The 13,839-nt window shown below is 64.5% G+C and carries 15 protein-coding genes and 1 rRNA gene; 8 read left to right on the forward strand and 8 right to left on the reverse strand.

The window, feature by feature from the left end; genetic code table 11:
- Positions 1-88 precede the first annotated feature (88 nt).
- From CIW53_RS12335 to CIW53_RS12345, 3 genes are all read left to right on the forward strand, one after another.
- Complete coding sequence (locus CIW53_RS12335; RefSeq protein WP_149365018.1) at positions 89-691, forward strand: LON peptidase substrate-binding domain-containing protein; 603 nt, start codon at positions 89-91, stop codon at positions 689-691.
- A 54-nt stretch (positions 692-745) separates the two neighbouring features.
- Entirely contained in the window at positions 746-1,564 is an 819-nt protein-coding gene (locus CIW53_RS12340; RefSeq protein ID WP_149365019.1) for an NAD(P)-dependent oxidoreductase, read from the forward strand.
- A 282-nt stretch (positions 1,565-1,846) separates the two neighbouring features.
- Positions 1,847-3,253: a sigma-54 dependent transcriptional regulator gene (locus tag CIW53_RS12345; RefSeq protein ID WP_149365020.1), complete on the forward strand. Its 1,407-nt coding sequence runs from the start codon at positions 1,847-1,849 to the stop codon at positions 3,251-3,253.
- On the opposite strand, the gene CIW53_RS12350 is transcribed toward CIW53_RS12345, so the two are convergent.
- The 6 genes from CIW53_RS12350 to CIW53_RS12375 all read right to left on the reverse strand — a co-directional run bounded on the left by CIW53_RS12350 (position 3,241) and on the right by CIW53_RS12375 (position 8,702).
- Positions 3,241-4,563, reverse strand: coding sequence for a hypothetical protein (locus tag CIW53_RS12350; RefSeq protein ID WP_149365021.1), 1,323 nt, complete (start codon positions 4,561-4,563; stop codon positions 3,241-3,243). The two genes, CIW53_RS12345 and CIW53_RS12350, sit on opposite strands and share 13 nt — an antisense overlap.
- Positions 4,564-4,607: 44 nt before the next feature.
- Positions 4,608-5,396: a hypothetical protein gene (locus CIW53_RS12355; protein ID WP_242451882.1), complete on the reverse strand. Its 789-nt coding sequence runs from the start codon at positions 5,394-5,396 to the stop codon at positions 4,608-4,610.
- Positions 5,397-5,406: 10 nt separating this feature from the next.
- Entirely contained in the window at positions 5,407-6,105 is a 699-nt protein-coding gene (locus CIW53_RS12360) for a C39 family peptidase (protein ID WP_149365022.1), read from the reverse strand.
- Positions 6,106-6,242: 137 nt separating this feature from the next.
- On the reverse strand, positions 6,243-7,505 hold the full coding sequence (locus CIW53_RS12365; RefSeq protein ID WP_149365023.1) for an adhesin: 1,263 nt from the start codon (positions 7,503-7,505) through the stop codon (positions 6,243-6,245).
- A gap of 31 nt (positions 7,506-7,536) precedes the next feature.
- Entirely contained in the window at positions 7,537-8,175 is a 639-nt protein-coding gene (locus CIW53_RS12370) for a hypothetical protein (RefSeq protein ID WP_242451883.1), read from the reverse strand.
- Positions 8,176-8,183: 8 nt separating this feature from the next.
- Positions 8,184-8,702 (reverse strand): hypothetical protein, encoded by a 519-nt coding sequence (locus tag CIW53_RS12375; protein ID WP_242451884.1) that lies wholly within the window; start codon positions 8,700-8,702, stop codon positions 8,184-8,186.
- 353 nt (positions 8,703-9,055) lie between these two features.
- On the opposite strand from CIW53_RS12375, the gene CIW53_RS12380 reads away from it, so the two are divergent.
- Complete coding sequence (locus CIW53_RS12380; protein WP_149365024.1) at positions 9,056-10,282, forward strand: acetylornithine transaminase; 1,227 nt, start codon at positions 9,056-9,058, stop codon at positions 10,280-10,282.
- A gap of 29 nt (positions 10,283-10,311) precedes the next feature.
- Positions 10,312-10,731: a lactoylglutathione lyase gene (locus CIW53_RS12385; protein ID WP_149365025.1), complete on the forward strand. Its 420-nt coding sequence runs from the start codon at positions 10,312-10,314 to the stop codon at positions 10,729-10,731.
- A gap of 1 nt (position 10,732) precedes the next feature.
- Here the strand turns inward: CIW53_RS12385 and hemL are convergent, their stop codons facing one another.
- Both hemL and thiE read right to left on the reverse strand, forming a co-directional pair.
- Positions 10,733-12,022, reverse strand: coding sequence for a glutamate-1-semialdehyde 2,1-aminomutase (hemL, locus tag CIW53_RS12390; RefSeq protein WP_172969664.1), 1,290 nt, complete (start codon positions 12,020-12,022; stop codon positions 10,733-10,735).
- Positions 12,010-12,669, reverse strand: coding sequence for a thiamine phosphate synthase (thiE, locus tag CIW53_RS12395; RefSeq protein WP_149365027.1), 660 nt, complete (start codon positions 12,667-12,669; stop codon positions 12,010-12,012). The genes hemL and thiE overlap by 13 nt, the downstream gene beginning before the upstream one ends.
- A gap of 95 nt (positions 12,670-12,764) precedes the next feature.
- On the opposite strand from thiE, the gene CIW53_RS12400 reads away from it, so the two are divergent.
- The 3 genes from CIW53_RS12400 to CIW53_RS12410 form a co-directional block, all read left to right on the forward strand.
- Positions 12,765-12,962, forward strand: coding sequence for a rubredoxin (locus CIW53_RS12400; RefSeq protein ID WP_149365028.1), 198 nt, complete (start codon positions 12,765-12,767; stop codon positions 12,960-12,962).
- A 107-nt stretch (positions 12,963-13,069) separates the two neighbouring features.
- Complete coding sequence (locus CIW53_RS12405; protein ID WP_149365029.1) at positions 13,070-13,273, forward strand: hypothetical protein; 204 nt, start codon at positions 13,070-13,072, stop codon at positions 13,271-13,273.
- Positions 13,274-13,761: 488 nt separating this feature from the next.
- A 16S ribosomal RNA gene (locus CIW53_RS12410) occupies positions 13,762-13,839 on the forward strand; the annotation flags it as partial.

The following is a 13,839-nucleotide window of genomic DNA, read 5'->3' on the forward strand; positions in this document are numbered from 1 at the left end:
CCATGTGAAGGAAGCAACACGCATGGTCCGGTGATGTAGACCACGGCGCTCGGGTGTCTGCCCGCCTGGCACTGGTTACACTGGGCACATGGTCGCCCAGTCGCCGCTCATCGAAATGCCGTTGTTTCCGCTTGCCTCCGTGTTGACCCCCGGCGGCCAGTTGCAATTGCGCATTTTCGAGCCGCGTTATCTCGACCTGGTGCGCGAGTGCAGCCGCTATGGCACCGGTTTCGGTGCATGCCTGATCCTTGACGGACATGAGGTCGGTGCACCGGCGACGCCGGCAGCGATCGGCACGGTGGCGAGGATCACCGATTTTCATCGCGACGAGAACGGCTTGCTGGGCATCGTCGCCGAAGGTGGCCCGCGCTTTCGCGTCGCCCGCACGCGGGTGCGTTCCGATGGAATGCTGCGTGGCGATGTGGAAGTCTGGCCCGCCGAGCCGGAGCAGCAGGTGCCTGTGGAATTCGCGTTGCTGCAGGGCATCCTCGAACGGCTGATCGAGACGATGGCGCCGCAGTGGCGGCACGCCCCGCGCAGCGCCTACGACGATGCCAGTTGGCTGGGTTTTCGGTTGGCCGAGCTGCTGCCGCTGGATGTCGCCGAGCAGCAGCACATGCTCGAACTGACCGATCCGGTGCAGCGGCTGGCCGAGTTGCGCGACATCCTGCCGCGTTTCCAGAAGCCATGAATCTTTGAGCACGCCGGCATCGTAAACTCGGCTTTTGCGACGGAGTCGATGGGCATGGGCAATCTCGCCGGCAAGACCTTGTTCATCAGTGGTGCCTCGCGCGGCATCGGGCTGGCGATTGCGCTGCGGGCCGCACGTGACGGTGCGAATATCGTGATCGCGGCGAAGAGCGGCGTGGCGAATCCGAAGTTGCCCGGCACCATCCACACCGCCGCGGCGGCCGTCGAGGAAGCCGGCGGCAAGGCGCTGGCCCTGCAGGTGGATATCCGCGAGGAAACGCAGGTGCGTGCCGCCGCAGCGCAGGCCGCCGAGCGTTTCGGCGGCATCGACATCGTGGTCAACAACGCCAGTGCGATCTGGCTGGCCGGGACCGCCGACACGCCGATGAAACGCTACGATCTGATGCATCAGGTCAATACCCGCGGCACCTTCCTGGTTACCCAGAGTTGCCTGCCGTATCTGAAACAGGCGGCCAATCCGCATGTGCTGATGCTGTCGCCGCCGCCGAACCTCGATCCGAAATGGTTCGCCCCGCATACCGCCTACACCATCGCCAAGTACGGCATGAGCTTGTGCGTGCTGGGCATGAGCCCGGAGTTTGCGCCGCTGGGCATCGCGGTGAATGCGCTGTGGCCGCGTACGGTGATCGCCACCGCGGCGATCGGCATGATCGAGGGCGTGAAGGCCGAACATTGCCGCAAGCCGGAGATCGTCGCCGATGCCGCCCACGTCATCCTGACCCGCCCGTCGCGCGACTACACCGGCCATTTCGCCATCGACGAGACGGTCCTGCGCGAGGCCGGCGTCAGCGACTTCGAAACTTACGCGGTGCAGCCGGGCGTGCCGCTGCTGCCGGATCTGTTCCTGGACTGACGTGGCGCCGAGGCACCGGTTTGGCGTGTACGGCAAACCCGACAGCCTGGCTCGGTCTCCGCTGGTTTCTCTGGACGATAAAAACCTCGCGATTGCAAGGGGTTAGCGACGAGTGGATACTTGAGCGTCTTCACGCAACTCTCGCGCACGCGGAGTATTGTGTGATCTGGTTCACATTTCAGTAGCAAGCCGGGTGGAATATCCGGCCGTGAAGTATCGGGGGTCCATCACCTGCCCAAGGTGTCTCGTCCCCGAACCGCATTGGAAGGACAGGGGGCGGTCATGACTAGCGAGCAGGTATCCAGACGTTGCGTCGTCTGGTTCGGACAGCCGACGGCCGAGGAGTGTGCCTCGTTGGCTCAGGCCGGTTGGCGTACACGGATTGGCGACGTGGCGACGCGGGACGGTGTAGGCATGCGCCGCGATGACGTCGTGGTGGCCATGGCCGATTTGCGGCATAGCGATTCGGATACGGTCCAATCCATGGGTCGCTTGATGGATGAGTATCCGTGGTTGCCATGGCTTGCCGTGGTCGTGCAGGAAACTTCCGCCGATGCACCCGAAGTGGAACGGATCCTGCGCGCCAGTGCGGCCTTCTTCACCGCGCCGGTCGACATGAAGCGGCTGATCGGGACGCTCACGAAGATCGGCTGCGGCTGGTCGCCAGCCGTCGAGAAAGCCGATGTTCCCGGGATCGTCGGTGCGATCAGCCCGGTGATGCGGACAACCATGGCGAGCCTGCGCAAGTACGCGCCGGTAGACCTGCCGGTGCTGATCACCGGCGAAACCGGCAGCGGCAAGGAGGTGGCCGCACGCGCGCTGCACGGTTTGTCGCGGCGCTGCGAGCGGCCCTTCGTGGCGATCAATTGTGGGGCGTTGCCGCTGAATCTGGTGCAATCCGAATTGTTCGGGCACGAGCGCGGCGCCTTCACCGGCGCAAATGCGCGGCGCATCGGCCATTTCGAAGCGGCTGACGGCGGCACGGTGTTTCTCGACGAGATCGGCGACCTGCCGCTCGATGCGCAGACCAGCCTGTTGCGCCTTTTGCAGGAAGGCACGCTGCTGCGCGTGGGCTCCAGCCAGCCGATCAAGCCCGACGTGCGGGTATTGGCCGCCACCCATGTGGACCTGGAACTGGCCGTGGCGCAAGGGCGCTTTCGCGAGGACCTCTACTATCGCCTCAATGTCCTGCGTCTGCACATGCCGGCGCTGCGCGAGCGCAAGGGCGACGCCGAGCTCCTGGCGCAACATTTCCTCGACGCTTTCCGCTTGCGGCATCCAAGCCGCGCCCGCACTTTCAGCGGCGACGCGCGCCAGGCCATGCGCGATTTTGCCTGGCCGGGCAATGTGCGCGAGCTGCTCAACCGGGTGCAACGTGCCGCTGTCGTCGCCGAAGGTTCATTGATCAGCGCCGCCGATCTGGATCTGCAAGGAACGTTGCCTGCCATCGGTCGCTCGAATCTCGATCTGATGCGCGTATCGGCCGAACGCGCAGCGGTTCTGCAGTGCCTGCGCGAGAGCCACTTCAACATCAGCGAATGCGGACGGCGGCTCAACGTATCGCGGGTCACCGTGTACCGCCTGTGCAAGAAACACCACATCGCGCTGGACGAGTTGCGTGAAGGCGCCCCGTTCGGAGTACTGCGGCCGGAGAAGGGCGGCGCGCGGCCGGTGACTCAGAACATGTAGGGAATCTTGAAGGTGAGGCTGTAATCCGGCGCGTCGGGGCTGAGGCCGACGCCCAGCAGGGTGACCAGGGTTGTATGCGCACTCAGCGCATAAGTCACTCCGAGGTTGAAGGTGCCGGCATTGGCGTCGCTTCCGATCACCTTGGTCCAGGGCAGCTTGCCGTTGCGCAGCGACGCCTTGGCACTGAACCGGTCGCTGAAGGAAAGGCTCAGGCTGGTGCGCTCATTGAAAGCAAAAGCCACGCCGGCGCCAAAGTAGTAGGAGTTGCCCAGCTTCACTTCGCCCGGGCTGCGCGTTTGCGGATCGGTATCGATGTCGCCGAAGCGACGCGGGAACGAGTGGATATAGCCAACGTTGGCGAACACGATCGCGGGATCCATCGTCTTCACTGCCGACACGCCGATGTTCGCTTGCCACAAACCATTGCCGGTCGGCTGCTTCTGCGGCACCGCGAAGCGGATGAATTTGTCGTCGCCACGCTCCAGCACCTTCCAGTCGATGCCGTAGGGTGCGCGGCCGGTCGGTGCGGTGACGGCGAGAGTCAGCACGGTATCCGGCCGGGATGCGGTTTCGGCGAACAGCTTGTAGTTCGCGCTCAGGCTGACGTCGCCGATGCCGCTGCCGCGGGTCTGTTCTTCGGCAATTGCTGCCGCAGAGCCGCCCGCACCGCCTTTCAGATAGGCCGTCTGCCGGGCCAGATAAGGCACGTCGAGGTTCATTGTGAGTCGCGGACTCACGCCGTAGCGCGCCGCGAAATTGTAGGTGAGCGAGTCGGATTTGACGTCCTCGATGGCAATGTTGCCGAGAAAGATCGCATCAAGCGCGAGGAAGCCATTGAGGGTCAGTTGCTTGCGATCGTAGTGGCTGTAGCTGAGGCTGTTTTCCAAGGTCAGCTTGCGGTCGAATACGGCATGCTCCTGCTGCAGTGCGTCCTGCATGCTGCGCGTGGGCGTCTGTTCCCTGGCTTTTTCGGCATCGGCGATGCTGCCGGCCTGGCTGGCCGCGTTGCCGGTCGTGTTGTCGTTGCCCGGCGCGGCAACGGCCGGCGTGGCAAGCGCGGGCAGCGCAGCGTTGGGTGTTGTCTTTCCGGCCAGGCGCGCCTGCAATGCCTGCACCTGCATGTCCAGCTCGCGCAGGCGTCGCACTTCCTGCGCGTAGCTGCTCTTCAGCGTCTGCAGTTGGTCGACAAGCGCGTTGATCTGTTGCTGGTCCGCGCCGCTGGCGGCGGTATCCTGCGCGGCCGCCAGCGGTGCGCCGAGCAGAAGCGCGCAGGCCGTCGCGCTGGCGAGTAATGTCCGGTGCGTATCCATGTCCTTTCCCCTGAGGTGAAGCAAGCGACGAACGAACCTCCGTTTCAATGCAGGCCGATGCCTTGCGCCTGGTTGATTGCCTGCGCAACATTCTGTGCGAGCTGGGTGTTGGCTGCTACCGTCTGTCGGACCAGCTCGATCTCCATGCGGTTGTTGATCAGCTGGTTGTCGGCCGTGAGCTGCACGCTCTGGCCGACGCTGCCGTTGCGGATCCATTGCTCGACCGAGCCCTGGCCGTCGATGCTGAGCAACAGGTTGGCACTGTTGCCATCGAAACTCGCCACGGCGCGGCTGCCGCCGCTGACCGCCATCGCGGCACCGCTGGGTGTGCCGGTGCTGACGCCGGCCGGGGCGGCATCGCCGTCGCTGACGGTCAGCCGGGTGACGTTGCTGGCGAGGTTGCCATCGCCGGCAACCTGCACGCTCTGCACCACGCCGCCGACGTTGGCCAAGCCTGCGCCGTCGACATGGCGGACTGACGGCGTGGCCACGCCGGCGGAGGCCGGTAGCGGAGCATCCGCGCGGGTGATGCTCACGATCGGTTCGAAGCTGATCTGCGGTTTCATATGGTCGTGGGTGAAGTCCATGTTCAAGGCAAGCGTCCCTTGCAGAACCTGCCCGGTGGCGGTCTGCCAGGTCGAGATCATCTTCACGCCGAACCAGGCAACCGCGTTGTCGCCCACGGTGTAACGGCCGCGCATGTCGCCCATTTCCGCATCGCCGATCTCCTCCAGCCTGCTGGTTGCCGGGACAGTCGTGGCCATGGCCGGCGCACCCCAGTGGCCGAGCGCCAGGGCGGCGGAACTGAGCAGGCAGAGCCGGGTGTGTTTCATGGCAGTGTTCCTAAAAAAGATCGGCATGGGTGAAACCGAAGTCGAGCAATTCGGCATCGGTGATCGAACCCTGACGGGCAAACAGCGCACGCGCGCTGGCGTGATCGGTGGGCTGCAAAAGGACGGTGTGACGGTCGAAGTCGTTGCCGATCACCACGAAAACCGCGCGCGATGGCCACGCCTTGACGAAGTCGGCCAGCGGAATGCTGCGGTTCCCGAGGATCGGGTCGGCAAGCTCCACCGTGTCGTGGTGAACCTGCTTGAGCACCACGAAATGCCGAAAGCCGCGCACGTCCATCAACACCAGACCGGGCACATGCAGGCTGCGCAGGCGCGCCTCGTTGATGCGGTAGCCGCGGCCACGCATGCCCAGCGAGGTCACGTAGTGCTTGATGTCCAGCAGCGAGAAACCGCGCTGCCTGACCAGGTTCGTATCGGCCACGCCCATCATGCCCTGGATCACCGTGTTCTCGTCCACGTTGAGGTGATAGGCGTAGCGAAGAATGGTAGCGAGTGCCGCCGCACCGCAGCTGTAGTCGGTGTGCTGGCGCACGATATTCCGGTAGCGCCCTTCCTGCATGCTCTCGACATGGCCGACGTAGAGGCCGCCGTTGGGCAGTACGCCATCGAAGCGTACCTCGCCGGCACGCGCGATCGAGCCGACCAGGGTGAGCGAAAAAAGTGCGATGGCAATCAGCAGATGACGCATGGTGATTCCTTGTCGAGGAAGACCCCCGGCCCGCAGGGGACGGGCCGGGGGGTTCCACAGGTATCCGGCGTCAATGCCACCGGACTACCGCCCTCGTCGGTCGCTTGAGGCGACCACCTGTACCATTGCGATGGCGGTTATTCGCCGCCACCCGTGCCACCCGCGCCGGGCTGTGCAACGGCCATCGCCAGGCTGTTCGCCTGCTGATTGCCACTGCCCGAGGCGACGTTGATGCCGATGTTGCCCGACGCGTTCTGGAACGCATTGCCGCTCAGGCCGGCGGTGTTGGTCGCATCCACGACCACCCAGCGCGTGGTGGTCACGGTACCGCTGAGGTCGGCGTAGAGGTCATTTGCCGAGAGTTCGACGAAGCCCAGCCCACCGGACTCCGTACCGCGCGTTGTCCCACTTTCGCTGCCGCTGCTGTGGCTGCTGGTGTCGAATGCAAAGCCGCCCACGCCCGGACGGTTCGGGTTCTGCACCGCACCCTGCGCTTCGTTGTCGAAGTCGATATGGCCGGTCTGGTTGCCACTCGGGTGGGTGGCGCCGTTCCAGCTGTCCGGATACAGGTTGCTGGCCTGATACGCCATGCCGCTGCTGTCGGAAGACGAGCTGCCCGAGTAGCTCCCCGACGAATGACCCGCGTAGCCGCCAAGGCCCAGGCCGAGCGAGTAGCCCTGCACCGCGCCGCTCATCGAGACGTCGACCGTGTCGTTGTACTGCTGGACGTAGCCGGCGTTGCTGACCGAGTTGTGCCCCGACGCCTGATCCGACGCCACGGTGGACTGCGCGAAGCGGGTGGTCGCCACGGCGGCGGCCATCGCGTTCTTCTGCTGGTTGTTGTTGCCCGAGGTAACGTTCACGCCCAGGTTGCCCGAGGCGTTCTGGAACGCGTTGCCGCTGACCGTGGCGCTGTTGGTGACGCCCGCGTTGACGGTGTCGTTGAACAGTCCCTGCTGATTCACGAACACTTCGCCGTCCGCCATGCCGAAGGCAAAGCTTGCGTCGGCTGCCGACAAGGCTGCGGCGTTGTCCTGCTGGTTGTTGTCGCCGGAGCCGATGTTCACGCCGATGTTGCCCGACGCGTTGCCGGCGACGTTGCCGGAGGCGGAAGCGTTGTTGGTGAGGTTGGTGTTGTCGCCTTCGTTGACGGCGTTGGACTGCTTGTTGTCGACGATCGCAATGGCGGCGGCGTTGATGTCGATGTTGCCCTGCACCCGGGGATCGCCCTTCAGCGAGATGTCCGTGCTCAGTTCGACCTTCTTGTCGATCCTCACCTTGTTCGAGTTGTCGGAATGCGAGTCGTGCCGGTCGCCGCCGTTGTGGGCATACGCGGTAGCGGTGCTGAACAACGTGGCAACTGCCATGGCCAATAGTGTTTTCTTGAATGTGGCGCTCATGATGTCCTCTCTCTCTTGGTGCTTGGTGCATTCACCGCGGTGACGACGACACGGACAGCAGCAGCTGATTACCGGTGGCGTTGCCCGACCCCGCGGCCTGATTGAGTTGCATCACACCCTGATATCCCCGCATGGCCGACGCTTCGACCGCCGCACTGCGGGGGCCGTCGCCGGATGAAGGGATGGTTCTGGGGTGCTGCTCCCCTGCCGACGCTGAAATGGCGGATGACAGGGAACCGTCCGTCGTTTCGCGTATTCCTTGTGCAGCCAGTTCGCCGGCAACGGCATTGAGCTGCTGGTTGCCGCTGCCACTGGCCTGGTTGATCGCTGCCAGTCCGCTGCCTTGCGCGTAAGCCGCGCCGCCGATGCTGGCGCTGGCTGCGTAGGGGCGGTCGAAGTGGTTGTCCTGCTGCGCCTGTCGGCCTTGGACCGTGACGTTGCCGCCACTGGCAAACGCGCGCAGGTTGGCTTGCTGGTTGAGATCGCCCGCTGCCACGTTCACGCTGCTGGCGCCGCTGGTGCCGCGCATGGCGTTGCCATCGATACGGCTGTTGGCGAGGTAGCCAAGCATCATCGTGTAGTCATCGCCGGCGGCGCAGGCCGCACTGAACGGGAACGCCAGCATCGATGCGAGGATCAGCGTGACCGATAGTGTGGATCGTGGCGACATGGCGGCGCTCAGTGCCCGGCGGGACTGGAAGGAGCGAGACCGGGCAACAGGGACAACGCGCCCTGTACCTGGTTGCCGATGCCGCCGGTGGCCCGCCCGATGCCGCCCGTGGGCGCCGCGATCAGATGGCTGAAGCCGTTGCCGGCGTCCGCACGTGCGCCGACGCTGCCACCGAGCGCGTTGCGGGTGACCCGCTCGACGGTGGTGTCATGCGTGCCGCGATTGCCGGCGGGCGTGGTGGCATTGAGGCTGGCGTAGTCGCCATCGGAAAGTTCGCCGGTATTGAGCGCGCCATCCAGTTCATGCCGTGGCGAAGGATTCACGATCAGCGCCATGCCCGGCGGCGCTTGCCGGTAGGCCGGACGCGCCGAGACGTTGCGCACCACCACGATCTCGCCGTGCTGTACCTCAACGGCCTTGTGGGCGTCGGCGGCGATCGCAGGCGTGGACAGCACCATCATGCCAAGTGCCAGCCATGAGCCGGCGGCGATTCCCCTTCGCGCGGCATGTCGTTCTGCGTGATGCATGGTTTCCCCCACTGCCTGGTCCACGTCCGTACGACGCAAGCCGCGTGCCAAGGCGACCTATTCGAGTCGTCCCAACGGCTGGCGCCGTTCGGCGGGTTTCCGGAGCGGATGCGGCAGTGTTGCGGGGTTACAACGGCAACGCGTGTACCAGCACGACAGATCGCGTCGGATCGAGGCCGGCACGGGGTCGCGGCCACATGTAACAGCACTGATACACCGCCCGCCGTGGTTTACAGCAGGCCACGCCGGGGGTCGTGCAAAGCCGACGCGCAGCACTTACGATGGCATTCCCCTACGGAGTTCGAATCCGTTTTCTCACGCCAGGTTGACTCTGGCCGCTTCACGGATCCCCCATGCACGCGCACGACGCCACCCTGACCGACCTTGGCAAGCGTTACTGGCTGCCGGTATACAAACCGCGTGAGCTGGTGCTCGATCATGGCAAGGGTGCCCGGGTGTGGGACACCGAAGGCCGCGACTACGTCGACTTCGGCGCCGGCATCGCGGTCAATGCGTTGGGTCATCAGGACCCGGACTTGGTCGATGCGCTCACCGCGCAGGCGCACAAGCTGTGGCACGCCAGCAACGTGTTCTACACCGAGCCACCGCTGCGACTGGCCGAGGAGCTGGTGCGCGCCTCGCATTTCGCCGAGCGCGTGTTTCTGTGCAACTCCGGTGCCGAGGCGAACGAGGCGGCGATCAAGCTGGTGCGCAAATGGGCGGCATCGAAGGGACGTCCGCCGGAGCGGCGCATCATCATCACCTTCAGGGGCTCGTTTCACGGCCGGACGCTGGCGACCGTCACCGCCACCGCGCAGCCGAAATATCAGGAAGGTTACGAGCCGCTGCCGGCGGGTTTCCGCTATCTCGACTTCAACGATGTCGCGGCGCTGGAGGCGGCGTTCGACGCGGGCGACATCGCCGCCGTGATGCTGGAGCCGGTGCAGGGCGAGGGCGGCGTGGTGCCGGCGGCAGCGGGCTTCCTCAGGTGCGTGCGCGAGTTGTGCGACCAGCATGACGCCCTGCTGGTGCTGGACGAGATCCAGTGCGGCATGGGTCGTACCGGCACGTTGTTCGCTCATACGCACGACCATGTCACGCCGGACATCGTGACCCTGGCCAAGGCACTCGGCGGCGGTTTTCCGATCGGCGCGATGCTGGCTGGCCCGAAGGTGGCCGAGGTCATGCAGTACGGAGCACACGGCACCACGTTCGGCGGTAATCCGATGGCGGCCGCGGTCGCGCGTGTCGCGCTGGCCAAGCTGGCTTCGCCGGCGGTGCTGATGAACGTGGAACGCCAGGCGAATGACTTGCGCGTCGGGCTGGCTCGCATCAACCAGGAGTTGAACGTGTTCGCCGAAGTGCGCGGTCGCGGCCTGATGATCGGCGCCGTGCTGATCGATGCGCACGCAGGCAAGGCGGGAGCGATCCTCGACCACGCTGCGGCGCATGGCCTGTTGCTGCTGCAGGCCGGGCCAAACGTGTTGCGCTTCGTGCCGCCGCTGACCATCACCGACGAAGAACTGGCCGACGGTCTCGCGCGCCTGCATGTGGCGTTGAGCGACTTTGCGGCAGGCTGAATCGATACCCATTGATCAGGAACATCCCGATGAAATACCTGCACAGCATGGTGCGCGTACGTGACCTCGACGCCTCTCTGCGCTTCTACTGCGAAGGTCTCGGCTTGCGCGAAGTGCGCCGCAAGGAAGTGCCCGAAGGCAAGTACACGCTGGTGTTCCTGTCCGCGCCGGAAAGCCCTGAGGCCGAGATCGAGCTGACCTGGAACTGGGGCTCGCAGGAGGATTACGGCTCGGCACGCAACTTCGGCCACCTGGCGTTCCGCGTCGACGACATCTACGCCACCTGCGCGCGGCTGCAGGCGATGGGCTGCACCATCCACCGGCCGCCGCGGGATGGCCACATGGCCTTCGTGCGCTCGCCCGACCTGATCTCGATCGAGTTGCTGCAGGACGGGCATCTGCCGCCGAGCGAACCTTGGGCGTCGATGCCGAACACCGGCAACTGGTGAATCAGTTCTTCGCCTCGCGTATTGCGCCGCGCGCCGCTTCCAGCGTATCGGCGATGTCCTGCTCGCTGTGCGCGCTGGACATGAAGCCGGCCTCGAACGCGGACGGTGCCAGATACACGCCGCGCTTGAGCATGCCGTGGAAGAAACGGTTGAACAGCGCGACATCCGCCGCCGTCGCCTGCGCGTAGCTGGTGACTTTTTCGGCGCTGAAGAACAGCCCGAACATGCCGCCCACGCGGTTGGTACTGAACGCCACGCCTTCGCCGTCGGCGATCGACTGGAAGCCGTCGGCGAGCAGGCGCGTGCGCGCGGCGAGCTGTTCGTGAAAGCCCGGTGCCTGGATCAGCTCCAGCATCGCCAGTCCCGCTGCCATTGCCACCGGGTTGCCGCTCAGCGTGCCGGCCTGGTAGATCGGCCCGCTTGGAGCGATCTGCTCCATCAGCTCGCGCCGGCTGCCGTAGGCACCTACCGGCATGCCACCGCCGATGATCTTGCCGAACGTGGTCAGATCGGGCGTCACGCCGTAATGCGCCTGAGCGCCGCCGAGCGCGACGCGGAAACCGGTCATCACCTCGTCGAAGATCAGCAACGCGCCCGACTTCGTGCACAGTTCACGCAGGCCCTGCAGGTAGCCGTCCGCCGGCAGGATGCAGTTCATGTTGCCGGCGACCGGCTCGATGATCAGGCCGGCGATCTCATTGCCCTGTTTGGCAAACAATGCCTTCGCCGCGTCGAGGTCGTTGTAAGGCAGCGTGAGGGTGAGGTCGGCATTCGCCTTCGGCACGCCCGGCGAGGTTGGCACGCCGAAAGTCAGCGCGCCGGAGCCGGCCTTGACCAGAAAACTGTCGCCGTGGCCGTGGTAGCAGCCCTCGAATTTCACGATCTTGCTGCGGCCGGTGGCGCCGCGAGCGAGCCGGATCGCCGACATCGTGGCCTCGGTGCCGGAGTTGACCATGCGTACCATGTCGATCGACGGGATCAGCCGGGTGATGGTCTCGGCCATGGTGACCTCGGCGGCGCAAGGCGTGCCGAACGACAGGCCATCCTTCACCGCGCGTTCGACCGCTTCGCGCACGGCCGGATGGTTGTGGCCGACGATCATCGGCCCCCACGAACCGACATAGTCGATATAGCGCCTGCCTTCAACGTCCCACAGGCAGGAACCGTCCGCCCGCGCAGTGAAGAACGGTTCGCCACCCACCGACTTGAACGCGCGCACCGGCGAGTTCACACCGCCGGGCATCAGTTGCAGGGCGCGCTGGAACAGTTCGTGGTTGGTCATCGCGTGGATTCTCGGTCAGGGGAAAACATGCCGGCAAAGCGTTGCGCGGCGGTGTGCACGTCGGACGCGCCGAAAACAGCCGAGACCGCCGCCAGAAAATCTGCCCCAGCGTCAATCAACGGCGCACCATTGTCCGGTGTGATTCCACCGATCGCTACCCGCGGCAGACCAAGCGCGGCGCTATGCCTCAGCAAATCGATCGAGGCGCGCGGTGCCAATGGCTTGGTCGGCGAAGGGAAGAACGCACCAAACGACAGATAGCTCGCGCCGGCGCGGGCGGCCACCCGCGCCAGTTGCAGCGAATTGCAGCAGGCCGCGCCAATGATCGCGTGGCTGCCGAGTTCGCTGCGCGCTGCGCCGATGTCCTTCTCCACATTGCCCAGATGAACACCATCCGCACCTACGGCCCTGGCCAGCGCGATGTCGTCGTCGATGATCAAGGGCACGCCGCGCTCATGACACAGCTGCCTGAGGGCAGTCGCTTCGGCATGACGGCGTGCTGCGTCCATGGTCGGGTCGCGGTACTGCAGCAGCCGTGCTCCGCCAACCAGCGCCCGGGAGACGACCTCAAGCAGATCCTCGCGAGGTCCGTCGGTTAGGGCATAAAGGCCGCGGCCGGGCCATGTTGCAAAACTGTTCAATTCGATACCTTGCATGCGTGGATGTGGGGCCGGCGACGTCGAGATGCTTTCGCATTGCCGGGCGAGTTGCGAGAATGTGCCATTCCATGACGATCCAAAGAAGTCCGACCATGAGCCAGAGTTCCACCGAAGCCGTTGCCTTGCGCAAATGGATGTGCGTTGTTTGCGGCTATATCTATGATGAGGCCGCGGGCGTTCCTGATGAAGGGATCGCGCCAGGCACCCGCTGGGAGGATGTGCCCGACACATGGACCTGTCCGGACTGCGGCACCACCAAGGATGACTTCGAGATGATCGAACTCGACTGAAGACCCCTTCCTGTCAGCAAACGGCCCGATCTCGCCAGCGCATTGGCCGGGTCGTCTGCTCTGATGTTCCTGCGCCCATAGGCGGCGTGTCGTTCGAGGAGCATCCCATGCAACAGTTCATTCCGTTCGAAGATGACTGGGACGCGCTGGAAAATCTTCGCCCTGAAGACCTGATCCCCTACCGTGTCGGTCTGCTGGACAATTCCGCTGGACTCAATCGGCGCAGCGCCCCGGTGGCGCCAGCGATTCCTGGTCCGCAGGCCGGTCCGGATGATCAGTCCTGGCACCTGACGCGGCACGGACACGGTTGATACCAGCAATCGCTTCACTGGGTTCCGGTTGTAGGTGCGGCTGGTCTGCGTGTGCGGCCTTGCTGCAACAATGGCGATTGCGAAGGAAGATGGCCGCGGCCTCTTCACATGGACGCGACGTGGCGCTATGATTCTCGCCCCTTCGACGAAGCGCTCTCTCGCGAAGGTTTCCGCAACGAATTCTCGCTGAAAAGTTTCTTCACCGAGGGTGTTGACGGTCGCAAAAAGCGATGTAGAATGGGCGGCTCACCCAGGACGAAACGTCTTGGGACGGTACCGGAAAAACGGTGCCAAGCGAACGATCTTTGACAGTGTGCGCAGGTGAATTGTGTGGACGTCTTGTGTTGAATGGGTCACGACCTGTCCAAAGCAATGCAAGCGTCCCGCCAAGTAAAAAGTCAGTAATGAGTTTTGATTGGTTGGGAAGAACGCTTCAGAAAGATAGATTGTCATCATGGTCTGCAAAGGCGATGTGACGATCGAAAACTTAAGTGAAGAGTTTGATCCTGGCTCAGATTGAACGCTGGCGGCATGCCTAACACATGCAAGTCGAACGGCAGCACAGA

The organism is Rhodanobacter sp. T12-5, assembly GCF_008329435.1.
Classification (GTDB): domain Bacteria; phylum Pseudomonadota; class Gammaproteobacteria; order Xanthomonadales; family Rhodanobacteraceae; genus Rhodanobacter.

Bases quoted from the DNA above. Each gene is read 5' to 3' on its own strand.
- CIW53_RS12335 (WP_149365018.1), top strand. From the start codon at position 89: ATGGTCGCCCAGTCGCCGCTCATCGAAATGCCGTTGTTTCCGCTTGCC.
- CIW53_RS12340 (WP_149365019.1), top strand. From the start codon at position 746: ATGGGCAATCTCGCCGGCAAGACCTTGTTCATCAGTGGTGCCTCGCGC.
- CIW53_RS12345 (WP_149365020.1), top strand. From the start codon at position 1,847: ATGACTAGCGAGCAGGTATCCAGACGTTGCGTCGTCTGGTTCGGACAG.
- CIW53_RS12350 (WP_149365021.1), bottom strand. From the start codon at position 4,563: ATGGATACGCACCGGACATTACTCGCCAGCGCGACGGCCTGCGCGCTT.
- CIW53_RS12355 (WP_242451882.1), bottom strand. From the start codon at position 5,396: ATGAAACACACCCGGCTCTGCCTGCTCAGTTCCGCCGCCCTGGCGCTC.
- CIW53_RS12360 (WP_149365022.1), bottom strand. From the start codon at position 6,105: ATGCGTCATCTGCTGATTGCCATCGCACTTTTTTCGCTCACCCTGGTC.
- CIW53_RS12365 (WP_149365023.1), bottom strand. From the start codon at position 7,505: ATGAGCGCCACATTCAAGAAAACACTATTGGCCATGGCAGTTGCCACG.
- CIW53_RS12370 (WP_242451883.1), bottom strand. From the start codon at position 8,175: ATGTCGCCACGATCCACACTATCGGTCACGCTGATCCTCGCATCGATG.
- CIW53_RS12375 (WP_242451884.1), bottom strand. From the start codon at position 8,702: ATGCATCACGCAGAACGACATGCCGCGCGAAGGGGAATCGCCGCCGGC.
- CIW53_RS12380 (WP_149365024.1), top strand. From the start codon at position 9,056: ATGCACGCGCACGACGCCACCCTGACCGACCTTGGCAAGCGTTACTGG.
- CIW53_RS12385 (WP_149365025.1), top strand. From the start codon at position 10,312: ATGAAATACCTGCACAGCATGGTGCGCGTACGTGACCTCGACGCCTCT.
- thiE (WP_149365027.1), bottom strand. From the start codon at position 12,669: ATGCAAGGTATCGAATTGAACAGTTTTGCAACATGGCCCGGCCGCGGC.
- CIW53_RS12400 (WP_149365028.1), top strand. From the start codon at position 12,765: ATGAGCCAGAGTTCCACCGAAGCCGTTGCCTTGCGCAAATGGATGTGC.
- CIW53_RS12405 (WP_149365029.1), top strand. From the start codon at position 13,070: ATGCAACAGTTCATTCCGTTCGAAGATGACTGGGACGCGCTGGAAAAT.